Source organism: Rugamonas brunnea, from assembly GCF_014042345.1.
GTDB lineage: Bacteria > Pseudomonadota > Gammaproteobacteria > Burkholderiales > Burkholderiaceae_D > Rugamonas > Rugamonas brunnea.
Window position 1 is genome coordinate 179990 of the sequence record NZ_JACEZT010000003.1, and the last position, 25456, is coordinate 205445.

21 protein-coding genes are annotated in these 25456 nt (G+C 62.1%); 5 read left to right on the plus strand and 16 right to left on the minus strand.

The features are described 5' to 3' along the window. Positions 1–205 precede the first annotated feature (205 nt). Complete coding sequence (locus H3H37_RS06580) at positions 206–973, minus strand: TSUP family transporter (protein ID WP_182160845.1); 768 nt, start codon at positions 971–973, stop codon at positions 206–208. Positions 974–1243: 270 nt separating this feature from the next. Here H3H37_RS06580 and H3H37_RS06585 point away from each other — a divergent pair, with 270 nt between their 5' ends. Then, complete coding sequence (locus H3H37_RS06585; protein ID WP_375539990.1) at positions 1244–2401, plus strand: iron-containing alcohol dehydrogenase; 1158 nt, start codon at positions 1244–1246, stop codon at positions 2399–2401. A 140-nt stretch (positions 2402–2541) separates the two neighbouring features. On the opposite strand, the gene H3H37_RS06590 is transcribed toward H3H37_RS06585, so the two are convergent. The 8 genes from H3H37_RS06590 to H3H37_RS06625 form a co-directional block, all read right to left on the minus strand. Further along, entirely contained in the window at positions 2542–4602 is a 2061-nt protein-coding gene (locus H3H37_RS06590) for a 3-hydroxybutyrate oligomer hydrolase family protein (RefSeq protein ID WP_182160847.1), read from the minus strand. A gap of 155 nt (positions 4603–4757) precedes the next feature. Beyond that, complete coding sequence (locus H3H37_RS06595; protein ID WP_182160848.1) at positions 4758–5741, minus strand: branched-chain amino acid ABC transporter permease; 984 nt, start codon at positions 5739–5741, stop codon at positions 4758–4760. Positions 5742–5752: 11 nt separating this feature from the next. After that, on the minus strand, positions 5753–6637 hold the full coding sequence (locus tag H3H37_RS06600; protein WP_182160849.1) for a branched-chain amino acid ABC transporter permease: 885 nt from the start codon (positions 6635–6637) through the stop codon (positions 5753–5755). 113 nt (positions 6638–6750) lie between these two features. Continuing rightward, entirely contained in the window at positions 6751–7959 is a 1209-nt protein-coding gene (locus tag H3H37_RS06605) for an ABC transporter substrate-binding protein (protein WP_182160850.1), read from the minus strand. 47 nt (positions 7960–8006) lie between these two features. Continuing rightward, entirely contained in the window at positions 8007–8714 is a 708-nt protein-coding gene (locus H3H37_RS06610; RefSeq protein ID WP_182160851.1) for an ABC transporter ATP-binding protein, read from the minus strand. Beyond that, positions 8714–9484, minus strand: coding sequence for an ABC transporter ATP-binding protein (locus H3H37_RS06615; protein ID WP_182160852.1), 771 nt, complete (start codon positions 9482–9484; stop codon positions 8714–8716). The genes H3H37_RS06610 and H3H37_RS06615 overlap by 1 nt, the downstream gene beginning before the upstream one ends. A gap of 149 nt (positions 9485–9633) precedes the next feature. Beyond that, the gene (locus tag H3H37_RS06620) at positions 9634–11265 is read right to left on the minus strand and encodes a GMC family oxidoreductase (protein ID WP_182160853.1); all 1632 of its coding nucleotides are present in this window, start codon (positions 11263–11265) and stop codon (positions 9634–9636) included. Between the two features lie 40 nt (positions 11266–11305). Then, positions 11306–12343 (minus strand): NAD(P)H-dependent flavin oxidoreductase, encoded by a 1038-nt coding sequence (locus H3H37_RS06625; protein WP_182160854.1) that lies wholly within the window; start codon positions 12341–12343, stop codon positions 11306–11308. 1330 nt (positions 12344–13673) lie between these two features. On the opposite strand from H3H37_RS06625, the gene H3H37_RS06630 reads away from it, so the two are divergent. Next, entirely contained in the window at positions 13674–14423 is a 750-nt protein-coding gene (locus H3H37_RS06630) for a 5'-methylthioadenosine/adenosylhomocysteine nucleosidase (protein WP_182161009.1), read from the plus strand. A gap of 108 nt (positions 14424–14531) precedes the next feature. Here the strand turns inward: H3H37_RS06630 and putA are convergent, their stop codons facing one another. Next, on the minus strand, positions 14532–18185 hold the full coding sequence (putA, locus tag H3H37_RS06635; RefSeq protein WP_182160855.1) for a trifunctional transcriptional regulator/proline dehydrogenase/L-glutamate gamma-semialdehyde dehydrogenase: 3654 nt from the start codon (positions 18183–18185) through the stop codon (positions 14532–14534). 221 nt (positions 18186–18406) lie between these two features. On the opposite strand from putA, the gene H3H37_RS06640 reads away from it, so the two are divergent. Further along, a complete protein-coding gene (locus H3H37_RS06640; protein ID WP_182160856.1) occupies positions 18407–18862 on the plus strand; it encodes an Lrp/AsnC ligand binding domain-containing protein in 456 nt (151 codons plus the stop codon). A gap of 158 nt (positions 18863–19020) precedes the next feature. Further along, positions 19021–20580 (plus strand): methyl-accepting chemotaxis protein, encoded by a 1560-nt coding sequence (locus tag H3H37_RS06645; RefSeq protein WP_182160857.1) that lies wholly within the window; start codon positions 19021–19023, stop codon positions 20578–20580. Between the two features lie 30 nt (positions 20581–20610). Here the strand turns inward: H3H37_RS06645 and H3H37_RS06650 are convergent, their stop codons facing one another. Next, a complete protein-coding gene (locus H3H37_RS06650) occupies positions 20611–21579 on the minus strand; it encodes a LysR family transcriptional regulator (protein WP_182160858.1) in 969 nt (322 codons plus the stop codon). Between the two features lie 187 nt (positions 21580–21766). Between H3H37_RS06650 and H3H37_RS06655 the strand changes: the two genes are divergently transcribed. After that, entirely contained in the window at positions 21767–22060 is a 294-nt protein-coding gene (locus tag H3H37_RS06655; RefSeq protein WP_229218693.1) for a hypothetical protein, read from the plus strand. A gap of 48 nt (positions 22061–22108) precedes the next feature. Here the strand turns inward: H3H37_RS06655 and H3H37_RS06660 are convergent, their stop codons facing one another. The 5 genes from H3H37_RS06660 to H3H37_RS06680 form a co-directional block, all read right to left on the minus strand. After that, a complete protein-coding gene (locus H3H37_RS06660) occupies positions 22109–22708 on the minus strand; it encodes a chalcone isomerase family protein (protein ID WP_182160860.1) in 600 nt (199 codons plus the stop codon). Positions 22709–22890: 182 nt separating this feature from the next. Continuing rightward, positions 22891–23145, minus strand: a complete 255-nt coding sequence (locus H3H37_RS06665) for a YfhL family 4Fe-4S dicluster ferredoxin (protein WP_182160861.1) — start codon at positions 23143–23145, stop codon at positions 22891–22893. Between the two features lie 32 nt (positions 23146–23177). Then, positions 23178–23681, minus strand: coding sequence for a pantetheine-phosphate adenylyltransferase (coaD, locus tag H3H37_RS06670; protein WP_182160862.1), 504 nt, complete (start codon positions 23679–23681; stop codon positions 23178–23180). A gap of 136 nt (positions 23682–23817) precedes the next feature. Next, positions 23818–24465, minus strand: a complete 648-nt coding sequence (gene rsmD, locus H3H37_RS06675) for a 16S rRNA (guanine(966)-N(2))-methyltransferase RsmD (protein WP_182160863.1) — start codon at positions 24463–24465, stop codon at positions 23818–23820. A gap of 69 nt (positions 24466–24534) precedes the next feature. After that, the gene (locus H3H37_RS06680) at positions 24535–25431 is read right to left on the minus strand and encodes a DUF6279 family lipoprotein (protein ID WP_229218694.1); all 897 of its coding nucleotides are present in this window, start codon (positions 25429–25431) and stop codon (positions 24535–24537) included. Positions 25432–25456: the final 25 nt, after the last annotated feature.

A 25456-nucleotide genomic window follows, 5' to 3' on the forward strand; every position in this document is an offset into this window, starting at 1 on the left:
AATGGATAAATGCGAAGGGATTGAGGTCAGATTATAGAGTCTTTTTCTAGCTGCGAATTTTTTCAGCACAAATTTTCATCAAACCGGGCATAAATTGTTCCACGTGGAACAGTGCCAAAGTACTGAAAAAGTGACGAAAATTGGCAGCCCAAAAAACAAAAAGGGCGCCCCTTCCGGTGGCGCCCTGTGTTCCACGTGGAACAATCTATGCTAAGCGGATGATGGCATCGTAGCCCGTCTTGCAGATCAACAGCGCGACCACGATCAGGAACAGCTTGCGCACGAAGCGGCTGCCATGCTTGAGCGCCATGCGCGACCCGACGATGGAACCACCGATCTGCGCCACCGCCATCATCGCGCCCAGTTGCCAGACCAGGTGGCCGCTGTAGCCGAACCACAGCAACGCCGCAAAATTGCATGCCACGTTGACGATCTTGGCCACGGCCGACGCCCCCAGGAAGTCGAAGCCGAACACGCGCACGAACAGGAATACCAGGAAGCTGCCCGTGCCGGGGCCGAAGAAGCCGTCATAGAAACCGATGCAGGCGCCGACGCCCAGCGCCAGCGCCTGTTCCTTGGCGCCGCTGTGCATGGGCGCATGGACGCTGCCCAGGTCCTTGCGGGCAAAGGTGTAAACGGCCACGGCCAGCAGGATGAACGGCAGCAGCGCGCGCATGAAATCGGGCGACACCTTGGTCACCGTGTAGGCGCCCGCGAAGGCAAACACCAGCGCCGCGATGGCGGCCGGCGCCGCCGTCGACCAGGCGATCTTGACCCGGCGCGCATAGCTAGCCGCCGCCACGCCGGTGCCGCAGATGCTGGCCAGCTTGTTGGTGCCGATCAGCGTGGCCGGCGCCATATTCGGAAAGACAGAAAACAGCGCCGGAATCTGGATCAATCCCCCGCCCCCGACCACCGCATCCACCAGACCCGCGCCAAACGCAGCCACACCCAACACCAGATAATCAACCATCACCTACCCTATCAAGACTGAAAGCAAGGGTAACATTGTACGGAAGAAAGCCCTGCCCCAACGGCGCGCCCCGATGCCGATTCTGCATAGTTCGCCAACCCGGCAAACGCGGCGCGCGCCCAGCCCTACACCGCCCGCACCCGCAGTGGCGGGGCCGGCGCGCATCTTGCCGACAGAAGGCAACAGGGAGCCTATGCCGATCACGCATAGTTGCCTGCTTGGTGTAAGCTTCAAGGCAATCCATCACCTGCGGAAACAGCCATGCACGATATACCAGCGTTCGCATTCAGCACCGTCCCACAGATCATTTCCGAACTGGGCGCCACCCGCCAACTGGGTGCGCTGCTCAGCCAGCACTTCCCCTCCGCCCGCCGCGCACTACTCGTCACCGACCCCGGCTTCCTCAAGACGGGCCTGGTCGATGCGCCCATGGCCAGCCTGCAAGCAGCCGGCCTGCACGTGCGCGTGTATTCGGATGTGGTGTCCGATCCGCCTGAACAGGTGATCCAGGAAGCCGTGGCCACCGCCCGCGCCGACGAGAGCGACATCATCATCGGCTTCGGCGGCGGCAGTTCGATGGACGTGGCCAAGCTGATCGCCGTGCTGGCCGACGATACCCAGCAACTGAGCGCCATCTACGGCATCGGCAATGTGCGCGGCACGCGACTGCCACTGGTGCAGATTCCCACCACGGCCGGCACCGGTTCCGAGGTCACCAACATCGCCATCGTCACCACGGGCGCCACCACCAAGATGGGAATCGTGGCGCCGCAGTTGTACGCCGACCTGGCCATCCTCGACGCGGAACTGACGCTGGGCCTGCCCGCCATGGTCACAGCGGCCACCGGCATTGACGCCATGGTCCACGCGATCGAAGCCTACACCAGCCGCCACAAGAAGAATCCACTGTCCGACATGCTGGCCCGCCAGGCGCTCGGCCTGCTCTCGGCCAACCTGATCCATGCCTGTGAAAATGGCAGCAACCTGGCCGCGCGCCAGGCGATGCTGCTGGGCGCCATGCTGGCTGGGCAGGCATTCTCGAACGCGCCCGTGGCCGCCGTGCATGCGCTGGCGTATCCGATCGGGGGCTTGTTCCACGTGCCACATGGCCTGTCGAACTCCCTCGTGCTGCCCCATGTCCTGCGCTTCAACGCACCGCAAGCGGCCGGACTGTACGCGGAACTGGCCGCCGTCGTCGTGCCCCAAGCGAGCGGCAGCGAGGAAGCCCGTGCGGAAGCGCTGATTATTGCAATGCAGCAATTTGCCATCATTGCGGGGATTGAGCGCACCTTGCAGCAGGTGGGCATCCAGGAAAGCGACCTCGACCGTCTGGCCGACGAAGCCATGCTGCAGACCCGGCTGCTCGGCAACAACCCCCGCCCCGTCACCCGGGCCGACGCCCGCGCCATCTACGCCGCCGCGCTGTAAAAAAAACGGGGACGTAACGCCCGTTACGTCCCCCTCCCAACTTCCGCGAACCTAAAACTGTCGTCCCCGCGAAAGCGGGGATCCATACACCGTCAGCGCCTTCCGTGACGTATGGATTCCCGCTTGCGCGGGCGCTGGCATCAGTTCGGCACGTCCACCACCGTCCCCGACACGTTGATCGCATCCCCAGCGGCCGGCGTGGCGGCAATCGGCGGCACGTTGGCAATCGTGATCGGCGTGGTGGCATCGGCCCGCGTCACCGTCCGCACCACCTGCGATGGCGGCAAGGACGACGTCGAACCGCTCTTCAGGCTCGCATACATGGCATCCAGCGCGCGGAACAGGTAGACGTGCAGGGGCACGATACTGGCCGGCAGCGCGTTGGTGAACGAGTCGAAGTGATTGGCATGGGTCACCTCGATGTAGCGCAGCTTGCTGGTCGCGCCCTCCGCCATCGCGTTCAAACCCAGGTAGGCGCGCGAGGCATGGTTGACGGGGATCAGCGTGTCGCTGCGTCCCTGCACAATGATGGCGGGCTTGCCGTGCAGATTGCCGGTCGCGGCGACCTCCGCCATGCCAGCCCGCACCCGTGCGCTCTGCGCCTGCAAGCCCACGTCCAGCACGCCGCCTGTCACCGGGTCCATGCCCGTGGCCAGTGCGCGCAGGCACAGGAAACCGTCGAGCGACTGGTCGGCCTGGCCATTGCTCGGCGAAATGCCCGCCGTGTACACCTTGGGGATGCCGTCAGCCGAGTTTTCATAGATCACGCTGCCGATGATGCCGTTCTGGGTCGCGAAGCTGGACGCCTTCTGCGCCGCCGTGAACGCCACCGGCAAGCCCGTCGCATCCACCGGCGCGAACGAAAAGCCGCACACCTTGTCGGTCACGGAGAATTTGCCGTACGCATTTGCGTACGTCACCGCCACCAGAATGTTGGTGCCGGCATGGGCCGCCTGCAGCACGTCCGAATCGGGCAACCAGCCGTAGGCTTTCAGGCGCGCCTTGGCATCGGCCTGCTGCGTGGGCAGATCGCCCGCCACCAGCAAGCCCTTGGCCGTCAGCGCCGTGCAGCGGCCCGCGCTGCCGGCGATGCAGGGCTGGTACAGCGCCGCGTAGGTGGAGTAATCGAACAGCGCCTTGCCCTGCGCCGTCGCCGCGGTACCGCCCTGCCGCACGGTGTAGCCGGTCGTGGTCTTGGGCTGGATCTGAGGCTCGGTCGCCGCCACGCCGCCGATCAGGCCCTTGGTGTCCTGCTCGGCAGCCAGCAGCGCGGACCCAGCGCCATTCGAAATGCTCGACGCAATCGTCACCGTGTTGCGCGGCGTGAGGCGGACGATGTGGCTCTTGTTGTCCGATGCCAGCACCCCGTACTTTTCATTGAGCACATAGAACGCGAACTCCATGGCCTGCAGCGTAAACTTGCCCCAGTCCTTTTCCGGATTCTGCTGCGAATGGGCGTGCTTGAAGGCGACCCGGCCCGTCAGCTTGGCGAACGCGGCCCGGTCGGCGTCGCTCAGCACCGGCGCGAAATTGCCGTTCTTGCCGGCCGCCGTGCGCGTGGCGCGGATGCCGTTCTGCAGGTTCACGCTGTCGTCGTCGAAGGTGTACAGGCCGGTGCCGCTGCCCTTGTCGGCATAGGCCACCGCGCAGTTGTTCTTCAATCCCCACTCGCCTGCGCTGCCGATGGCGCCGTACACGCCCCGCGAACCGCTCGACGTGCCCGTCACGATGCAGGCATGGTCGGGATCGAAACTGGCTGGCACCTGCACCATCAGCGTCACGTTCTGGTTGCCCGTGCCATCGTCGGCATACGCCAGGTATTCGGTGCCGGCCACCTTGCCTTCGCTGGTCGTCACATTGCCCTTGGCGTCCACGTTGGGGCCGTACAGCGTGCCATAGCCGCTGTTGGCGTTGATATCGAGCACGGCCCGGTAGTTGGCCCAGATCGCGTTGCGGCGCAGCTCAGAGGCCGTAGGATTGGCGGGATCGGCGTAGGCGGGCGCGGCGGCCGCCAGTCCGGTCTTGCCCAGCCCGGCCGTCAGCAAATCGTCGCTGGCGCCGTCGTAGGTGGTGCTGGTGATGGTGCCGAGGTAGGACGGCAGCGTGTTCAGCTCGTCGGGCATGTGGCTGTTGCTGCCGCAGGAGGCCAGCGCCGCGCCGGCGCCGGCCAGCGCGGCAAATCTTGTCAGTGTGCGTTTCATGTCTTCCCCTTGTTCCGTTAGAAGTGAATTTCCGGCCCAACCAGGCGCAATCAACAACGTCAGGGACGAGTTTCCCCATCCAGGCCGAATGCTAGATACAAAGACAATATTGCAAGAAAAAACGCCGGACAGGAAGTCCGGCGCCGGTTGCTACATCAGGCGTGCTTGCCGCCGCCGTTGCCGCCGAAGCGGGCCACGAATTCCCCGACGATGCCGCGCCGGAACAGCAGCACGCAGGCCACGAAGATCAGGCCCGTCACCATGCTGACGGCCTCGCCCAATTGGTTGAACCAGTCGATGCCCGTGTGGCCAGCCAGGAAGCCGCCCAGGTCGCCCAGCTTGTTCTCCAGCGCGATGATGATCATGGCGCCCAGGATGGGGCCGGCAAGCGTGCCCATGCCCCCTACCAGCGTCATCAGGATCACCAGGCCGGACATGCTCCAGTGCACGTCCGTCAGCGTCTCGAAGCCCTGCACCAGGGTGTTGGTGGCGCCGGCCAGCCCGGCCAGCGTGGCCGACAGCACGAAGGCCAGCAGCTTGTACTTGTCCACGTCGTACCCGAGCGAGATGGCGCGCGGCTCGTTTTCCTTGATGGCCTTGAGCACCTGTCCGAACGGCGAATGCACGGTGCGCACGATCAGGGCAAAACCGCCGACGGCGATGGCCAGCACCACGTAGTACAGCACGAAGTCATTGCCCAGATCGAGCATGCCCAGCAGCTTTCCACGTGGAACACCCTGCAAGCCATCCTCGCCGCCCGTCAGCTCGCCGGCGCGCAGGCAGCCGAAGTAGACCATCTGCGCCAGCGCCAGCGTGATCATCGAGAAGTAGATGCCCTGGCGGCGGATGGCCAGCGCGCCCATCACAAGCCCGATCACTGCCGCCGCGCCCGCCCCTGCCAGCAAGCCCAGCTCCATCGGCAGCCCCCATACCTTGAGCGCGTTGCCGGCCACATAGCCGGCCGCGCCGAAGAACGCCGCGTGGCCGAACGACAGCAAGCCGGTGAACCCGATCAGCAGGTTGAACGCGCACGCGAACAGCGAGAAGCACAGCAGCTTCATCAGGAACACCGGATAGCCGACGAACGGCGCGGCCAGGGCGATGGCGAAGGCGATTGCGTAGCCTGTATTCTTGTTCATGCGTGACCTCTTTATTTTTCTTTGCCGAACAGGCCGGCAGGACGCAGCAGCAGCACGATGATCATCACCACGAACACCACCGTGGCCGAGCCTTCAGGGTAGTAGACGCGCGTCAGGCCCTCGATCACGCCCAGCGCCAGGCCGGTGAGGATGGAGCCCATGATGGAACCCATGCCACCGATCACCACGACGGCGAACACGACGATGATGAGATTGGAGCCCATCAGCGGCGACACCTGGATGATGGGCGCCGCCAGCACGCCGGCAAAGCCCGCCAGCGCCACGCCGAAGCCATAGGTCATGGTCACCATCAGCGGCACGTTGACGCCGAACGCCTCCACCAGTTTCGGATTCTCCGTGCCGGCCCGCAGGTAGGAGCCAAGCTTGGTTTTCTCGATCACGAACCACGTGCCCAAGCAGACGGCCAGCGACGCCACCACCACCCAGGCCCGGTAATTGGGCAGCACCATGAAGCCGAGGTCGGTGGCGCCGGCCAGCAGTTCCGGCACCTCGAACGGTTGGCCGGACACGCCGTAGAACGAGCGGAACACGCCTTCCACCATCAGCGTAATACCGAATGTCAGCAGCAAGCCGTACAGGTGGTCGAGCTTGTAGAGCCAGCGCAGCATGGTCTTCTCGATGATGATGCCGAACACGCCCACCAGGACGGGCGCCAGCACCAGCATCACCCAGTAATTGAGGCCCAGGTAGGTCATGCCCATCCAGGCCAGGAAAGCGCCCATCATGTACAGCGCGCCGTGGGAAAAGTTGATCACGTTCAGCAAGCCGAAGATGACCGCCAGGCCCAGCGACAGCATGGCGTAGAACGAGCCGTTGACCAGCCCCAGCAGCAACTGGCTCAGCATCGCGGGCAGAGGAACGCCGAATATATCCATGAGATCACAGTCAAGTATCACCGCGCGCGGTGAGGGTGAACAGGGAAACGCCGCCGGCGCGGGGCCGGCGGCACACAGCACGATGCGGGCGGGACGCCGCGCGCCCCGTTAGCTTATTTCCACAACGAGCACTTGGTCTCGGCCTTGGTCACGTAGGCCTGGGCGCCCGGCACCACGGCCGCCACCTTGTAGTAGTCCCATGGATACTTGGACTCGCCGGGCTTCTTCACTTCCATCAGGTACATATCGTGCACCATGCGGCCATCGGGACGGATCTCGCCGGCCTTGGTGTACATGTCGCTGATCTTGGTCGACTTCAGGCGCGCCATCACCTTGTCGGAATCATCCGTGCCGGCCGCCTTGACGGCCTTCAGGTAGGTGCTCACGGCCGAATAGTCGGCCGCCTGCAGGCTCGACGGTTCCTTCTTCATCTTCTCGAAGTAGCGCTTGGCCCAGACACGGGTTTCCGGATTCATGTCCCAGTACCAGCTGTCGGTCAGGTACATGTTCTGGGTCAGGTTCAGGCCCAGCGAGTGGATGTCGTTGATGAACATCAGCAAGCCGGCCAGCTTCATCTTCTTGGTGATGCCGAATTCGTTGGCGGCCTTGATCGAGTTGATGGCGTCGCCGCCGGCATTGGCCAGGCCCAGGATCTGCGCGCCCGACGATTGCGCCTGCAGCAGGAAGGACGAGAAATCGGACGCCGACAGCGGGTGCTTGACGCTGCCCAGCACCTTGCCGCCATTGGCCTTGACCACATCGGCCGTATCCTTTTCCAGCGACTGGCCGAACGCATAGTCGGCGGTCAGGAAATACCAGGTCTTGCCGCCCTGCTTGACGATGGCGCCGCCCGTGCCGCGCGCCAGCGCCACCGTGTCGTAGGCGTAGTGCACGGTGTAGGGCGTGCACTCCTCGTTCGTCAAACGGGCCGAGCCGGCGCCGATCGAGATGAACACTTTCTTCTTCTCGGCCGCGACCTTGGCCATGGCCAGGTTGGCGCCCGAGTTGGTGCCGCCGATCAGCAGGTCCACGCCCTGCTGGTCGAACCATTCACGCGCCTTGGAGGCGGCGATGTCGGCCTTGTTCTGGTGATCTGCGGAAATGAACTCGACCTTCTTGCCGGGGATAACCACACCGGCGTCGGCGATCGCCATCTTGATCGCTTCCGCGCCGCCGGGACCGTCGATGTCCGAATACAGGCCCGACATGTCGGTGATGAAACCGATCTTGATGGTATCGCCCGATACCTGGGCTTGCGCGGCATAGGACAGGCCCATGGCGCAGACGGTGGTGGCGGCGATGGCGATGGTCTTGAGTTTCATATTGTCTCCGTTCAGGATTGGTATTGTTAGTCAGCAGTACAGCAGCACTACACGCCCAGCAGCTCGGTCAATACCGGCATCTTGGCGCTCAATTCAGACGCAACAAAGGTTTCCACGATCTGCCCGTGTTCCATCACATAAAACCGGTCCGCTAGTGGCGCGGCGAAGCGGAAATTCTGTTCCACCATCACGATGGTGTAGCCCTTGGCCTTGAGCGTGGTGATCATGCGGGCCAGGCCCTGCACGATGACGGGCGCCAGGCCTTCCGAGATTTCATCGAGCAGCAGCAGCCGCGCGCCGGTGCGCAGGATGCGGGCGACGGCCAGCATCTGCTGCTCGCCGCCCGACAGCCGCGTGCCCTGGCTGTGCTTGCGCTCCTCCAGGTTGGGGAACATGGCATAAATCTCGGCCACCGACATGCCCGGCTGGCCCGTCGCCAGATGGGGCGGCAACATCAGGTTTTCCTCGGTCGACAACGACGAGAAAATGCCGCGTTCCTCCGGGCAGTAGCCGACGCCCAGATGCGCGACTTTATGGGTAGGCAGGCCGATCGCCTCCACGCCGTTGACCTTGATCGAGCCCTTGCGTGCCCCCGTCAGGCCCATGATGGCGCGCATGGTCGTGGTACGGCCGGCGCCGTTGCGGCCCAGCAGCGTGACCACTTCGCCCGGCTGCACCTTCAGGTCCACGCTGTGCAGAATGTGGGATTCGCCGTACCAGGCATGCAGGTTCGATATTTCCAGAGCGGCCGTCATCAGTGCGCTCCTTCCAGCACCGTCGCTTCGGTGCCCATATACGCTTCCATCACCTGCGGATTGCTCGAGACTTCCGCATAACTGCCCTCGGCCAACATGGCGCCGCGCTGCAGGACGGAAATCTTGTCGCAGATGCCGGACACCACTTTCATGTTGTGCTCGACCATCAGGATGGTGCGGCCAGCCGACACTTTCTTGATCAGTTCCGTCACCCGGTGCACATCCTCGTGGCCCATGCCCTGGGTCGGTTCATCGAGCAGCATCAATTCCGGTTCCATGGCCAGCGTGGTGGCGATTTCCAGCGCCCGCTTGCGGCCGTAGGGCATATCGACCGTGATGGTGTCCGCGAATTCCGTCAAATCCACTTCCGCCAGCAATTCCATCGCGCGCGCGTTGAGCTTGGATAAGCTGCGTTCGCTTTGCCAGAAATTGAAGCTGGTGCCGAGCTGGCGTTGCAGGCCGATGCGCACGTTCTGCAGCACGGTCAGGTGGGGGAAAACTGCGGAAATCTGGAAGGAACGGATGACGCCCATGCGGGCGATCTGGGCTGGCTTGTCGGCCGTGATGTCCTTGCCGTTGAACAGGATCTGGCCGGAGGTGGGGACCAGGAATTTGGTGAGCAGGTTGAAGCACGTTGTCTTGCCTGCGCCATTGGGACCGATCAGCGCGTGGATATGACCGCGCTGGACCTTCAAATTCACGTCATTAACAGCCGTGAATCCCTTGAACTCCTTGGTCAAATTCTTTGTTTCCAAGATAACGCTGGACATCCTGTCTCCTAGTTATTCTTTGCAAACTACAAATTTTTTTTAGATCATACACACTAACAATTTGGCTAACAATACAGTATAAATACCATTGATTTTTGATCCATGCCTAGCAAATGTGCGGCAAAAAACAGTTTAAAAAAACCATTCTTTTACCGGTTTTTCCAGGCTGAATGGATCAGTCCGGCTGCTTTCTCCGCAATCATCATAGTGGGAGAGTTGGTATTCCCGGAAGTAATATTCGGCATGATTGACGCATCTACCACACGCAAGCCGCGCACGCCGATCACCCGCAAGGCAGAATCAACGACGGCGGTGGCGTCATCGGCCCGTCCCATCTTGCAAGTGCCCACCGGATGGAAGATCGTGGTGCCGATGGCGCCCGCCGCCCGCGCCAGTTCTTCTTCGGTCCGGAAATCCAGCCCTGGCTTGAACTCCTCCGGCGCGAATGGCTGCAATGCAGGCGCGGCTACGATGCGGCGCGTCAGGGCCAATGCGGCTGCCGCTGTCTTACGGTCTTCCGCCGTGCTCAGGTAGTGCGGCGCGATGGCCGGCGCTGCATAGGAATCGGCCGAAACGATGCGCACCTGCCCGCGCGACGAGGGCCGCAAGTGGCACACACTGGCCGTGAACGCGGGAAACGCGTGCAAAGGCTCGCCAAATTTCTCCAGCGATAAAGGCTGGACATGGTATTCCAGGTCCGGCGTGGCCAGGCCGGGATCGGATTTGGCGAACGCACCCAGCTGCGACGGCGCCATCGACATGGGTCCGCTTTGCCGCAGCGCATATTCGAGCCCGATTTTCATCTTGCCGTACCAGGTGCTGGCTATGGTGTTGAGGGTTTTCGCCCCCCTCACCTTGTACACCATGCGCAACTGCAAGTGGTCCTGCAGGTTCTCGCCCACGCCGGCCAGCTCGGCCACGGGGGCAATGCCATGCGCGCGCAGCAGCCCCGCCGGCCCGATACCCGACAATTGCAAGATCTGTGGCGAGCCGATGGCACCGGCGGTCAGCAAAGTCTCGCGCCGGGCACGCGCGCTCCACGCCGTGCCGCCGCCCGTAAATTGCACGCCGCGGCAGACGGGGCCATGCTCGCTCTGCTCGATCAGCAAACGTTCCACGTGGCAGCCCGTCATGATGGTCAGGTTGGGCCGCGTCGCAACGGGCCGCAGGAACGCCTTGGACGCGTTCCACCGGATGCCCCGCTTCTGGTTCACGTCAAAATAGCCGCAGCCGGCATTGTCGCCGCCGTTGAAATCGTCCACCCTGGCAATGCCGGTCTGTTCTGCCGCGTCGCGAAAGGCATCAAGGATTTTCCACGACAGCCGCTGCTTTTCCACCCGCCATTCGCCGCCCGCGCCATGCACGGCCGAAGCGCCGCCATGGTAATCCTCGCTCTGCATAAACAAGGGCAACACCGCATCCCAGCGCCAGCCCGGGTCGCCGGTCACTTCGGCCCAACGGTCGTAGTCGCCGGCCTGGCCGCGCATATAAATCATGCCGTTGATGGAAGAACTGCCTCCCAGCACCTTGCCGCGAGGATAAATCAGGCTGCGTCCGCCGAGGCCGGCATCGGCTTCAGTCCGGTAGAGCCAATCCGTGCGCGGGTTGCCGATGCAATGCAAATAGCCAACCGGGATATGAATCCACACATAATCGTCCTTGCCGCCCGCCTCGATCAACAACACCTGGGCGTCCTTGTCGCGGCTGAGCCGGTTGGCCAGCACGCAACCGGCCGAACCGGCGCCCACGATGATGTAGTCGTACTCTCCCGCTGATTCCAATGCCGTTCCTCCACAATAAAGTTGCGGCCACGACGGCTGATCAAGCCGCCGCGATTTCCGCCAGCAAAGTCTGCACCAGTTGCGCAACTGCCATCGGACGCGCCCGTGCTACCCCCATGCCGCACCACAAGGACATGAATTCCGTATCGCCACGCTTGGCCGCTTCAGCCCGGATGCTGCCGGTAAGCGCATTTTGCACAGGATAGGGTGGCACTTTTTGCTCAACGGACGCCATCATCTGCATGAAGCGGTTGTCCAGACCACGCGCATAACGGCCGGAAAAACTGCGCGTGAGCCGGGTCGGATGGTCGCCAGCCATCAACAAGCGCTGCTTGTATGCGGGATGGATACCCGATTCGTCCGTGACGAGGAACGCCGTGCCCATTTGCACCGCCTGGGCGCCGGCGTTAAGCGCGCGCTTGATGTCGGCGCCATCCATGATGCCGCCCGCCGCGATTACAGGAATACGCACGGACGCCGCCACTTGCGGTAACAGCTCAAAAGTGGTCAGTTTCGCCTCCGTTTGAGGACCGAGGAACGTGCCGCGATGGCCGCCCGCCTCCACGCCGGACGCGATCACGGCATCGGCGCCGCACTCCTGCCAAGCCAGCGCCTCGTCCACGGTGGTGATGGTGCCGATTACGAAAATACCGGCATCATGCAAACGCGCCACCTGCTGCGCGCTCAGGATGCCGAACGTGAAACTGGCGACGGCCGGTTTCAGCTCGATCAACGTTTCAAACTGGGCCGCGAAGTCCTCGCACCACTTGGCCGGCTTCGGCAATTCCGACCACCCCAAGGCCGACCATACCGGTTCCAGCATGGTGACAGCCGCTGCAACCTCGGCCGCATCGGGCGATGGCGTCTGCAAAACAAAGAAATTGAGACAGAAAGGACGGTCCGTCAGGCTACGGATCTGGGCAACCTGGGCACGCAGGCTATCTGGCGACAACAATGAACCGGCCAGCGATCCCAGCGCGCCCGCGTTCGATACGGCCGCCACCTGGGCCGGTGTGTTGGGACCGCCAGCCATCGGGCCCTGGATGATGGGATGTGGAAAAAGTGTCCGTAAATCCATGCATTTCCTCCTGAAACATCGTCCCGTGGTGGTTCATGCACAAAAAACCGGCAAATTCGGCCGTTTTTCTTGTGGATAAATCTCTGGATATCCACAGGCGCGAAATGTGAGTAAACAAACCGAAAGTCCGGCGCCGTTTTTTTATCCCAAAACAATGCGCCGGTCATACAAGGTTTACGCGCCTGCTTATGCATCGCGCAAACGCTTGATTCTAATCCAAATTGCAGACTTATCCACAGAAACGTGTCTGCGTTAACAACTACTACTATTTTTATATACGACTTTACAGTAAACCGAAGCCAACACAACGCGAAGAAAAATTAAACCCGGAAGTGGCAAACACAACGAGCGCGGCTCACGCCGCGCGAAACCAAACGCCTGGCTGGCTGACAACCCGAACTACCGGCCCTGAACTGTCATTGCCCACCAACGTTACACCTGAAAAATTGCCGCCACCATCACCCAGCGTGGAAACGTTGTGGTTTTTCAAATGAGGAAGGTGAGCATCGCGGTCCACTAACCAGCTATCCGCCGAGCCGACTACGCTGGCTGCTAACAATGCCAAACACCTCGGGAAGTGATTTTGAGCAGAAAAGTCCGCCGTTCTGGACGGCTGAAGACTGGAAAGCAGCTAAAAACGGCCGTTTTCGCGATGTCTCTGTTGATAACTTACTGGATATCCACAGGAAGAGTTGTGCGTAAGGACAATTTTGTCCAGAGGCCGTCATTTTATACAGAATTGCTCCTGAACTGATACAGCGATTATGCAAGCGCTTATCTACGTCGTAAACGGATGATTTTTAAGCCGTTAACCGACTTATCCACAGGAGTTTGCACGTTTACTATTACTACTATTTTGATATAAAACTCTTGTAAACAGCTAAAACGCAAAAGCCGCGGGCTGCTCAAAAAAAAATGCGCTGAAATCCGCCCTGGAAAACTGTGCTGCAAACGCCTGCTTCGCATCCAGGACCGCAAAGTTGAGCAAGAAACGGCTCTAATCGCGTCTCTGCTGGCGCTGTGTTGTGGATAAGCGCCTGCATATCCACAGGACGAGATGTGGGAAAACGCGTCACTTGTGCACACGAAATTTTTTATCCCAAATTCATCCGTCGTAGATACAATGCTTGTGCAGCCGGTTTTCGGTACGCTAAGACCATGATTTTGTTATGGTTTGCCTACTTATCCACAGAAAAGTTCCGGTTTACTATCTACTATCAGGTTTATATATACATCTTTATATAAAACACTGAGCAACGATTCGCGGTGGAAAAAACGGACCTTGTCCACTTCGAAAAGCCATCACAGGACGATGAATTCACAGAAAAGTATGCGTTTAGGCATCATCAGCGCGTTGGCTGAAGAACAGCACGGGCTGATAGAAGCCATAGAAGGGCCCTGCAAGCGCACGCACGGCATGCGGGACTACACGACAGGAAAGTTGTGGGAAATCGACGCTGTGTGCGTTTTATCGCGTATAGGCAAGGTTGCAGCGGCCATGACAGCCGCAATCCTTGTGGAAAAGTTCGAAGTTACGCACATTGTGTTCACGGGCGTGGCTGGAAGCGCCGATGCCGACGTCAATGTCGGGGATATCGTGGTGGCCGAATCGCTGATTCAGCATGATTTCGACGCCAGTCCCCTGTTTCCACGCTACCAGATCCCATTGACCGGTTTGTCGCACTTCGAAACGGATGTGAAACTGAGCGAGCGGATGGCTGGCGCTGGCCAGCAATTCATCGAGCATGGCCTGGCGAACGTGATCAGTCCGGAAACGGTACAGACATTCAAATTGAACAATCCGCGGTTGCACCGCGGCTTGATCGCCAGTGGCGACCAGTTCATCGGCAAGCCGGGCCAGGTCACGCAATTGAAAGCGGCTTTGCCCGCGTTGCTGGCGGTGGAAATGGAAGGCGCCGCCGTCGCGCAAGTATGTTTTGAGCTGGGCATCCCGTTTGCCGTGATTCGGACGATTTCCGACAAAGCCAATGAAGACGCAGCCACTGACTTCATGCATTTTGTTAAAACCGTCGCCTCCCCCTACGCCTTTGACATTCTCCAGCGCTTCTGCCGCGCATAAAAAAACGGGGACGTAACGCCTTTGACTCAACATCAAAGGCGTTACGTCCCCGAATCGGCGGTGCAGGCGGCCTGCGGGCCGCTTTTGCTCTTGCGCTTTTGCTCTTGTTTAAGCTTCCAGCGTCATCAGGCTGGCGTTGCCACCGGCCGCCGTCGTGTTGACGCACAGTGCGCGTTCAGCGAGCAGACGCCACAGCGGGATCGCGCCGTCTTCGTCGGTGTCGATCAGGGCCACGAGGGCGCCATCGCGGGCCGCCAACTGAGGACGCACCGTGTTGACCAGCGACGATTCCACCAAGGCAACCTGGAAGCCACCATCAAGCTGCTCAAGCGACGCGACCGTACAAATGCTTGCCATCACCGACGCCGGTAAGCCGGCCGGCAGCAGGCAAGCCGTTTCCGTGCTCATCACGGCCTTATTGCCAGTCGCCAAAGTGGCTGCCAGTTGATTCAGCAGGCAGCTTGCGGTCGATGCCGCGCACACGATCGCGCCACGGCCGACGAAACTCAGCGTATTGCGTTCCCCGGTTGGGCCTGGCAGCACGGTGGTGCTGCCCAGCATGGTCGTGCGGCTGTATTGCTCCACCATGCTGGCCAGCTGGTCCTTGCCGTGCTGCTTGGCCCAGATTTCCAGGTCGTCCAGCGCCGCCGAACCCTGGTGACCATGCTGGGCCACGATGGCGGCGCCGCGCTGCAGTCGTTTCAGGTACAGCGGGCCGCCCGCCTTGGGGCCGGTGCCCGATTTGCCTTCGCCGCCAAACGGTTGCACGCCGACCACGGCGCCCACGATGTTGCGGTTCACGTAAATGTTGCCCACGTGAGCGCGCGTGCTGATGAATTCGATGGTTTCATCAATGCGCGAGTGGATGCCCAGCGTCAGGCCGTAGCCGCTGGCGTTGATTTGCTCCACCAGCTTGGGCAAATCGGCGCGCTTGTAGCGGATCACGTGCAGCACGGGGCCGAACACTTCCTGTTTCAGCTCGCTCAGCGAGCGGATTTCCATCACGGTCGGCGGCACGAAGGTGCCGGCCACGTTGAGCGGCAATTCCAGCGCGAAATGGCTGACGGCCGTCTGCTTGAGGCGATTGATGTGGCCCAGCAGGTTTTGCTGCGCTTCCGCGTCGATCACGGGGCCAATGTCGGTCGCCAGCCGGTCCGGATTGCCGACTTTCAGCTCCAGCATCGCGCCCTTGAGCATCTTGAGGGTCTTGTCGGCGATATCTTCCTGCAGGAACAACACGCGCAGGGCCGAGCAGCGCTGGCCGGCGCTGTCGAAGGCGGACGAGATGGCGTCCTGCACCACCTGTTCCGGCAGCGCCGACGAATCGACGATCATGGCGTTCTGGCCGCCCGTTTCCGCGATCAGCGGAATATCGGTGCCTTCCGCCACGGCGCGGCGCGCCAGCGTGCGGTTGATCAGTTGGGCCACTTCCGTCGAGCCGGTGAAGATGACGCCCTTGACGCGCGCGTCGTTGCACAACCCCGCACCCACCACCTCGCCACGGCCGGGCAGGAATTGCAGCGCGCCGCGCGGCACGCCCGCTTCGTGCAGCAGCTCCACGGCGCGGCAGGCAATCAGCGGCGTTTGTTCGGCCGGCTTGGCCAGCACCACGTTGCCGGCGGCAAGCGCTGCGGCCACCTGGCCCGTGAAGATAGCCAGCGGGAAATTCCATGGGCTGATGCACGTGACGGGACCGAGCGCCAGCGCATTGGTGGCGCCCTGCACCTGCCCCGCGTAGTAGCGCAGGAAGTCCACTGCCTCGCGGATTTCCGCGACAGCGTTCGGCAGCGATTTGCCCGCTTCGCGCACGGCCAGCGTCATCAGTTCCAGTTGATGGGTTTCGAACAGGTCGGCGGCACGGGCCAGCGCGGCCGCGCGCTGGGCTGGTTCCGTCGTCTGCCAATCCATCGCATATTGGCTGGCGCTGGCCAGCGCCGTTTCCACGTCCGCAGCGCTGGACTCGACGAGCTGGCCCACCACGTCGGTGCGCTGGGCCGGGTTGGTCACGGCTTGCGACGGCTGGCCCACGCTGACGGGGCCATCCAGCAGCGGCGCGGCGCGCCAGCTGCGTGGCGCCGCCAGCGCATCGGCCAGCGTGCGCAGCACGTCTTCATTGGACAAATCGACGCCGGCCGAGTTCTGGCGTTCGGCACCGAACATGGCTAGCGGCAGCGCGATGCCCGGATGGGGCGCGCCGCCCAGCGCGCGTGCCTGTTGCAGCGGGTCCTGGATCAGCGATGCGATCGGCACGTTGGCGTCGACGATCTGGTTGACGAACGAGGAGTTGGCGCCATTTTCCAGCAGGCGGCGCACCAGGTAGGCCAGCAAGGTTTCATGCGAGCCTACCGGCGCGTAAATGCGGCAACCCTTGTCCAGCTTGTCCTTGCCGACCACCTGGTCGTACAGGGTTTCGCCCATGCCGTGCAGGCACTGGAATTCGTAGTCGGTCACGCCGTCGCGCTTGGCCCAGGTGTAGATGGTGGACAAGGTTTGCGCGTTGTGGGTGGCGAACTGCGGATAGATGACGCTGGTGGCGCCCAGCAGTTTTTGCGCGCACACGAGGTAGGACACGTCCGTGTACACCTTGCGCGTGTAGACCGGATAGCCGCTCATGCCGTCCACCTGGGCGCGCTTGATTTCCGCATCCCAATACGCGCCCTTGACCAGGCGCACCATGAACTTGCGGCCGCTGCGCTTGGCCAGGTCGATCAGGTAGTCGATAACGAAGGGGCAACGTTTCTGGTACGCCTGCACCACGAAGCCGATGCCGTCGAAACCGGCCAGCTCGGGGTCGAAGGCCATCGCCTCCATCAGGTCCAGCGACAGTTCCAGCCGGTCGGTTTCCTCGGCGTCGATGTTCAGGCCGATGTCGTAGTGCTTGGCCAGCAGCACCAACTGTTTTAAGCGCGGCAGCAGTTCATCCATCACGCGCGCGCGCTGGGCCCGGCTGTAACGGGGGTGCAGCGCCGACAGTTTGACGGAAATGCCGGGGCCGTCCTTGATGCCGCGGCCGTTCGATGCCTTGCCGATCGCATGGATCGCCGTTTCATACGAGGCGTAATAGTTGGCCGCGTCCGCGTCCGTCAGGGCCGCCTCGCCCAGCATGTCGTAGGAATAACGGTAGCCGCGTGCTTCATTGTCGCGGCCATTCTTGATGGCTTCGGCGATGGTCTGGCCCGTCACGAACTGGTTGCCCAGCATGCGCATGGCCAGGTCCACGCCTTTACGGATCAGTGGTTCGCCGCCCTTGGCGATCAGCTTGGTCATGGCCGAGCCGAGGCCGGTTTCGCTGCTGGTGGTCACCAGCTTGCCCGTGATCAGCAAGCCCCAGGTGGCGGCGTTGACGAACAGCGAAGGCGATTCGCCCAGGTGTTTGCGCCAGTCGCCCTTGCTGATCTTGTCGGCGATCAGGCGGTCGGCCGTGGCGCTGTCGGGAATGCGCAGCAGCGCTTCGGCCAGGCACATCAGGGCCACACCTTCTTCCGACGACAGCGAGAATTCATGCATCAGCGCATCCACGCCGGACGAACGCGTGCGTTTTTCGCGCACCGCGCTCACCAGCTTGTGCGCCAGTTGTTGCGCTTGTTCGCCGGTGGCCTCGTCGCTGGTGCGCACCTGCTCCAGCAGCCATTGCACGGCCGTCGCCTCGTCACGGCGGTAGGCGCCGGTGATGGCGGCGCGCAACGGGGTGGGATCACGCAGGATTTCCGCCTGCAGCGCGGCGAAGGGAAGGGTGGAAACCGGGGTAGCGGCTGGGTGCATTGAATACTCTTGTAGGTAAAGTTTTTTGACGAGTCCACGTGCAAAAAACGCCCGGCAGGCTTGTGGGCTGGCGGGCGCAATCGGCGCTAAATAAAGGAACTGCTGATGATTTGATTGTAAAGCGGAATCTTCTGGATTAATTCTGGTATTGCAGGGGACTAGCAATAGATAGTTTTTGGTGCGACAATTTGACCAAATAAAATTGAGGGGGAGAATGCAGTATGCTGGACAAGATCAGCAAGAAAATTCTGATGGAATTGCAGAGCGACGGCCGCATCAGCAACGTCGAGCTGGCAGCCCGCGTCAACCTGTCGCCGGCCGCCTGCCTGGAGCGGGTGCGCAAGTTGCATGAATCGGGCTATATCATGGGCTACACGGCCCAGCTCAATCCGCAACTGCTGGATGTGTCGCTGCTGGTCTTCATCGAGGTCGTGCTCGACCGCACCACGCCGGAGGTGTTCGATGCCTTCAAGCAGAGCGTGCAGGTGATCCCGGAAGTGCTGGAGTGCCACATGGTCGCCGGCGGCTTTGACTACCTGGTCAAGGCCCGCGTCAAGGACATGGCTGCCTACCGCGAATTCCTGGGCAAGACGCTGCTGCAAAAAGGCGTGCGCGAAACGCACACCTATGCCGTCATGGAAGAAGTGAAGAATACCACCAAGTTGCCCATCAAATAGCATGGCTCGGCGCCCTCTAGTTACAAATAGCGATTGAGCTAGATTAAGTTCTGTTGTATTTTGGAATCAGTTTGTCGCATGGGAATCGGACGCATTCGTGTCCAGGACAGCGCTTGAGTAGGCGTCGTCTTCCGTTGTGACGAACGGACGGAGGGCAAATGAGATTCTTGCAGCACACGATGGTGCGCCAGGCGGCCTGGCTGCTGGGCGCGACGGCGGGTGGCACCTGCCTCGCTTATCTGGGATCGCTGGCGTTCGGCGGCGGACCGTTGCTGGTTGCGGCGCCGGCCGCGCTGGCCGGTGCGCTCATCGTCAGCCTGGGCCGGCGCAACGCCGACGATGACGGCGCGCACCGCTTCGCTCATACCGTGGGCGAGGAAATCGACGCCATCATGATCGGCGCCGCGGAAACTTCGTACTTCGTTGATTCCGTCAAAAAGAAGATCGAACAGGACGTGGAAACGGCCAGCGGCATCGCCGACAGCTCGGGCCGCAATGTAGACACCATCGAACGCATCGCCGCCAACGCGGAACGGGCCGCCCAACAGGCGTCCAAGGTGCGGATGGAAACGGAAGCGGGCCGCAAGGAAGCGGACCAGGGCTTGCAGCGCATTAGCGCGGCCCGCCAGGATGCCCAGACGGCGGCCACCGTGATGACGGAACTGCAAGCCAATTCCCGCCGCATCTACGGTTTCACGGAAGCGATCAGCGAAATTTCCGCGCGCACCAACCTGCTGGCGCTGAACGCCGCCATTGAAGCGGCGCGCGCCGGCGAACACGGGCGCGGCTTTGCCGTGGTGGCGGGCGAGGTGCGCCAGCTGGCCATGCGCACCAAGGAGGCGACGGACGAAATCAGCCACATGGTGCGCGAGATTAATGAGCAGGCTGAGCGGGCCACCGCTGGCATGCACACGTTGGCCGATGCCGTCAGCCAGGCGGCCGGCAACGTGGAAACGGTGCATGGCTTGCTGGGCAATATCGAGCGTTCGTCGGGCGTATCCGAGGAGGAAATCGGCCAGATCGCGCGCGCCTCGCGCGAGCAGGTGGCCACCATCCACGATATCGCCGACGCCATCCGCAGCATCCATGACAGCATGATGTCCACCGACGCGGAATTGCCCAAGGCGGCCAGTTCCGCCATGGCGCTGGCCGAGCGCGCCGAAGTGATCACGGGCGCGCTGGGCGACACGGCCATCGAAACCTCGCACGACGCGATCCGCATCGCGGCCCAGCAGGCGGCGCTGGAAGTGGGCAAGATCTTCTCGCAAGCCATCGCCAACGGCCAGATCACACGCGAAGCCCTGTTCGACCGCCATTACACGCCGATTCCGAACACCAATCCGCCCAAGCACAGCACGCGCTTCGACGCCTTCACCGACCGCGTGCTGCCGGAGTTGCAGGAAGCCGTGCTGCGCGCCCTGCCCCAGCTGACCTACGCGGGTGCTGTGGATAACAATGGCTATTTCCCCACCCATAACAAGAAGTTTTCCCAGCCGCTGACGGGCAATTACGACGTCGACATGGTCAACAACCGTACCAAGCGCATCTTCAGCGACCGGACGGGCAAACGCTGCGGCGCCAATACCAAGCCGTTCCTGCTGCAAACGTACAAGCGCGATACGGGGGAAGTGATGCACGACCTGTCGGCGCCCATTTATGTGGACGGCCGTCACTGGGGCGGATTCAGGGTCGGCTATAAGTCCAGCGGCCACGCCTGAGCGGGCGCTGGGATTGGCCAGGCAGTGTGATTAATACGTGTCGTTCTTCGGGCTGGTGCCGGGCGCCAGGCGTTGGGCCACGGTGTTCATGCCTTCCAGGTGCTGGCGCAGCCATTTGTGCGCCGGGCTGCGCGCATCGCGTTCGTGCCACAGCATGTCCAGGTGCACGGCCGGCAGCGTGAACGGCAAATCCTTGGAGACCAGCGCGTCCGTCATGCCGGTGGAGGCGATCAGGTGGCGCGGCAGCACGGTGATCAGGTCGGAATTGGCCACCACCTTGCCGGCCGTGAAGAACTGGTTGACCGTCAGCAGGATGCGGCGCTCGCGCTGCAACTGGGCCAGCGCCTCGTCCACCAGGCCGTGGGCCCGGCCCGAGAAACTCACCAGCAAGTGGTTGGCCGCGCAATAGTTGTCCAGCGTCAGCTCACCCTTGGCTAGCGGGTGGTCGCGCCGCATCACGCACACATAATGCCCGGAATACAGGCGCTCGTGGCGGATCGGCGAACCGACGTCGCTCGACAATTGGGCCGCCACGCCGGGGAAGAAGCCGACGGCCAGGTCGATGTCGCCGCGCAGCAGCATGGGGCGCGGCTCGCGCGTGGTCAGCGGCATCATGCGCACGTTCACGCCCGGCGCTTCGCGCTCGATCGAGCGCATCAGCGATGGCAGCCAGAACGCGGCGGTGGCGTCGGCCATGGCCATGCGGAAGGTGGCGTGGGCTTTCGAGACGTCGAAGGTTTCCGGCGCCACGGCCGCTTCCAGGCTGGCCAGCGCGCTACGCACGGAGGGCCACAGGGTTTCGGCGCGCGGCGTGGGCTTGACGCCGTAGGCGGTGCGGATCAGCAATTCATCGCCCAGGCTCTCGCGCAGGCGCTTGATGGCGTTGGATACTGCGGGCTGGGTCATGGCCAGGTGCCCGGCGGCGCGAGTCAGGTTTTGTTCCGTCATCACGGCGTCGAAGACGCGCAACAAATTCAAGTCCAGCGTCAGAAAGCTCATGGCAGCCCAGCGGTTAGTTGATTAGAGGCAAGTGTAGAGTATCGCGGGAAAATTCAGAAATATGATTTTCTCGTCAACTATAACCCATCCCATTCACCATCCGCATAATTGTTATGGGGAAATGAAATTGGATGCTTATGTTGCGCTGCACTATAGTTACGGTAGATTCTAAATGTACCTGCACATCATGTCTACCATCATCTCCCTCGTGCACGCGGCTGCACAGCATTTTTCCCTTATCGCCGCACTGGAAATCACCGCCGGCCTGACCGTGGCGCTGGCCTTGCTGCTGCTGTTTAAACCATTGCTGTTGGGGGTGGCGCGGGCGCTGAAGCTAGTGATCAAGCCAAAGTTGACCAAGGAACAGCGTTTGCAGCGCCGCCAGATGCGCGACGCGATGATGCTGAACCGCATGTTGAATTCGATGGAAGGTTCGCCCAGCCACGCGGCCGAACTGCGCGCACTGGCCGCGCGCGCCTGATCAAAACAGCGGCGGCAGCGGGCGGGGCCCGATGCCGCATCGCAGCAATTACTTCGCCGCGCCCAGCAGATGGGGCTTGAGCGAGCTGTCCACGGGCTTGTCGCCCAGCCAGATACGCAACACCGCGTTATAGAAAGCCAGGTCGGGCAGCGGCTCGCCGAGCTTCTTGCCGTTCAGCTGGCACTGCGTGCCCTCGCCCGGCGTCCAGTCCAGCGCCAGCACGTCGCCCTTCTTCAGGCTGGGGATCTGGGCGAAGATCTCACCGAATTTCATCGTTTGCGACAAGACCTTGGCGCGCTCCGCCTCGGTCGAGTTGGCCTTCAGGCCCGCCATGAAGGCTTCGCCGAAGTCTTCCGAGCTCAGGTCGCGCATCATGACGATGGAGACGCGGCGCGGACCTTGCAGGGCCAGGACGTCGGCCACGGCCGTCTTTTTTTCCGGCAGGTACAGTCCCAGCGCATATACCTTGAAGATCAGCTTGGTGCGCAAACCGGCGCCGTTCAGTTTCAATTCCTTGCCGGCCAGGGTGACGTTGTCGTCAAACTTGATGCCGGCCACTTCGGTCGCGGCCACGGCGGGCAGGCTGAAGCTCGTTGCCAGCATGGCGGCGGCCAGCAGGCTTTTCAGGGTGGTTCTGCGATTGGTCATACTGTCTCCAGAAGGTAGTGGTAAGCCGCCTCCATCGAGTCCGTAATGTTGGCGTGGCTGAAATATACCATCGGCAGGCGCGCAGAAACGCGCCGTGCGGCCAATTAGCCGCACGGTCATGCTATTTTAGAGGAAGTTCCCTAGGGAAGCGCGCGGACGACCGCCCGCGCGTGCAGGGCAGCTCAGGCCTTGGCCGCTTGCAGGCGCGCGAACTTGTCGCGCAGCTGTTCTTCGGACTCGCGCCAGGCGGGATTGAAGGGGATGCAGTTGACGGGGCAGACGATCTTGCACTGGGGCTCATCGAAATGGCCCACGCATTCCGTGCATTTTTCCGGATCGATCTCGTAGATTTGTGCGCCCATCGAAATCGCGTCGTTCGGGCACTCGGGCTCGCATACGTCGCAATTGATGCACTCGTCGGTAATCATTAATGCCATGACAGAACTCGCTTACTTGCTTACTTACTCGCTTACTTGCCGGCTTCCTCGTCGCGGGTGGCGGCGATTTTCTTTTGCAGCCAGCGGTCGACGGAGGGGAAGACAAACTTGGATACATCGCCGCCCAGCACGGCGATTTCCCGCACGATGGTGCCGGAAATGAACTGGTACTGGTCGGAGGGGGTCAGGAACAGGGTTTCCACGTCCGGCAGCAGGTAGCGGTTCATGCCCGCCATCTGGAACTCGTATTCGAAGTCGGACACGGCGCGCAGGCCGCGCACGATCACGCGCGCATCATGCTCGCGCACGAAATCCTTGAGCAGTCCGGAAAAACTTTGCACCTCGACGTTGGGATAGTGGCCCAGCACTTCGTTGGCGATGGTCAGGCGCTCGTCGAGCGAAAAGAACGGCTTCTTGTTCTTGCTGTCGGCAACGCCCACTACCAGCTTGTCGAACAGACCGGATGCGCGGCGCACCAAATCTTCGTGACCACGGGTCAGCGGATCGAAAGTTCCCGGATAAACGGCTACAACCATTGCGGCTCCCTGCAGATGCACCAATAAACGCGCATTATGCCTCAAAAACGGGCGTTCGCCCCCATAGCGGGCCGTTTGCCATGATTTCCAGGGGTTTTGGCGATGTACAGATGGTCGGTCCGGCGCGCCTTCCGGTTCAGGCGGCCGTGGGCTTGAGCTTGAGCAAGTGGTAGTACACCATGCCGGCCTTGTCGGCCCGGATGATCTCCCACGGCGCCAGCCAGTCCGGCGTTTCCATGCCTTCTTCCATGATCAGCGACAGGCCCGACTCGGCATACACCAGGCCACCCTCCTTCATCAGTGTCGCGCACAGCGGCAGGCTGCGGCTGAGAAAGTCCTGCTGGTAGGGCGGATCGAGGAATACCAGGTCGTACCGCTGGCCACGGGCGGCCGCGCCTTGCGCCACGGCCAGCGCGTCGCCGCGCAGCAATTGCACGTTGTCGGCCTTGAGCTTGTCCTTGATCACTTCCAGTTGGCGCACGACGGGGCCATGGCTGTCGACCATGGTCACGGACTGGGCGCCGCGGCTGGCCGCCTCGAAACCGAGCGCGCCGCTGCCGGCGAACAGGTCGAGCACCTGGGCGTCGGCCCAAGAGCCGTCGCGCAGGTGGTTGATCCAGTTGAACACGGTTTCGCGTACACGGTCCGGGGTCGGCCGCAGGCCCAGCGCTTCCAGCACGGGCAACGGCGTGCGCTTCCATGCGCCGCCGATGATGCGGACCTGGTTGCTGTGTTTCGGACCGTGGACCGGGGTTTTGGCGGGCTTGGCTGGCTTCTTGTGCATGGGGCTAAGGCATTGATTCAACAGCGGGCACTATAGCATACGGCCTTGCTGGCGCTGGCGCCGTGCTGGTCAATGGGCTTGCGCCGCCAGCGCGTTGCAGTCGTCGATCCAGCCTTGCATGCGCTTGAGCGCGTGCGCTTTCTGGGCCGGCGTGGCGAGCCGGATCACCGTCAGTACGAGCTGCGCCGTGCCCTGGTCATATTCGCCGAAAAACTCCTTGCGGTCGGACTGGTCGCGGCGCGCGAAGTTGTCCTCGATCAGGCTGCGGATCAGGGCCATGGTGGCGTCCTGGCCCAGCTTCTCGCGCTGCACGCGCCGCACCAGGGCCAGGATGGCTTGCTGGCGCCGGATGCGCTCGTCCAGCCACAGCGCGTTGTCGAGCGGGCGCGCGTCCGACGCCTGGCGGATGGCCGCCTCCTGCTCGCGGCTGAAACTGCCGAACCACAATTCGAACTGGTCCATCGCCTTGTCGTAGCGGAACGCGAGCTGGTGTTCGCGGTCGCCCTTCATGTTCTTGTGGCGGAACGTGTCGTTGTTGGCGGCGAACTTCTTCTCCATCTGGGCGATCTGCTGGGGCCGCAGCGAGCGCGCCAGTTCGGCCAGCTCGGGCAGCGCCTTGAGCAGCAGCACCTGGGTACGCTCGCGGATATCGTCATAGTCGGCCAGCAAGTCCGCCTCGGTGGGCGTGCCCTGCAACTGGCGGCGGGCCGTTTGCAGCACCTGGGCATAGTCGCGCAACTGCGTCTTGCGGTGCCACTGGAAAAAATTGTCGATATCCTGGCGGACCCAGGGCTTCTGGTCGCTGTCGAGATCCACGTAGCCATCGAGCCACCAGTACAGCAGCGTGTCGCCATGGTTATAGGCAAGTTGCAGCGAGCTGCACGCGGCCAGCAGCAGCGCGATGCCCAGCAGGAAAAGACGTGTCGCGCGCCGTAGCATGGCGGCGTGCATGTTAAACTTTTCCATCTTTTCAACTTTCAGAGTTCTACGG

Coding starts and splice junctions, on each gene's coding strand:
- H3H37_RS06580 (WP_182160845.1), bottom strand. CDS start 973: ATGGTTGATTATCTGGTGTTGGGTGTGGCTGCGTTTGGCGCGGGTCTG.
- H3H37_RS06590 (WP_182160847.1), bottom strand. CDS start 4,602: ATGAAACGCACACTGACAAGATTTGCCGCGCTGGCCGGCGCCGGCGCG.
- H3H37_RS06595 (WP_182160848.1), bottom strand. CDS start 5,741: ATGAACAAGAATACAGGCTACGCAATCGCCTTCGCCATCGCCCTGGCC.
- H3H37_RS06600 (WP_182160849.1), bottom strand. CDS start 6,637: ATGGATATATTCGGCGTTCCTCTGCCCGCGATGCTGAGCCAGTTGCTG.
- H3H37_RS06605 (WP_182160850.1), bottom strand. CDS start 7,959: ATGAAACTCAAGACCATCGCCATCGCCGCCACCACCGTCTGCGCCATG.
- H3H37_RS06610 (WP_182160851.1), bottom strand. CDS start 8,714: ATGACGGCCGCTCTGGAAATATCGAACCTGCATGCCTGGTACGGCGAA.
- H3H37_RS06615 (WP_182160852.1), bottom strand. CDS start 9,484: ATGTCCAGCGTTATCTTGGAAACAAAGAATTTGACCAAGGAGTTCAAG.
- H3H37_RS06625 (WP_182160854.1), bottom strand. CDS start 12,343: ATGGATTTACGGACACTTTTTCCACATCCCATCATCCAGGGCCCGATG.
- H3H37_RS06630 (WP_182161009.1), top strand. CDS start 13,674: ATGCGTTTAGGCATCATCAGCGCGTTGGCTGAAGAACAGCACGGGCTG.
- putA (WP_182160855.1), bottom strand. CDS start 18,185: ATGCACCCAGCCGCTACCCCGGTTTCCACCCTTCCCTTCGCCGCGCTG.
- H3H37_RS06640 (WP_182160856.1), top strand. CDS start 18,407: ATGCTGGACAAGATCAGCAAGAAAATTCTGATGGAATTGCAGAGCGAC.
- H3H37_RS06645 (WP_182160857.1), top strand. CDS start 19,021: ATGAGATTCTTGCAGCACACGATGGTGCGCCAGGCGGCCTGGCTGCTG.
- H3H37_RS06650 (WP_182160858.1), bottom strand. CDS start 21,579: ATGAGCTTTCTGACGCTGGACTTGAATTTGTTGCGCGTCTTCGACGCC.
- H3H37_RS06655 (WP_229218693.1), top strand. CDS start 21,767: ATGTCTACCATCATCTCCCTCGTGCACGCGGCTGCACAGCATTTTTCC.
- H3H37_RS06660 (WP_182160860.1), bottom strand. CDS start 22,708: ATGACCAATCGCAGAACCACCCTGAAAAGCCTGCTGGCCGCCGCCATG.
- H3H37_RS06665 (WP_182160861.1), bottom strand. CDS start 23,145: ATGGCATTAATGATTACCGACGAGTGCATCAATTGCGACGTATGCGAG.
- coaD (WP_182160862.1), bottom strand. CDS start 23,681: ATGGTTGTAGCCGTTTATCCGGGAACTTTCGATCCGCTGACCCGTGGT.
- rsmD (WP_182160863.1), bottom strand. CDS start 24,465: ATGCACAAGAAGCCAGCCAAGCCCGCCAAAACCCCGGTCCACGGTCCG.
- H3H37_RS06680 (WP_229218694.1), bottom strand. CDS start 25,431: ATGGAAAAGTTTAACATGCACGCCGCCATGCTACGGCGCGCGACACGT.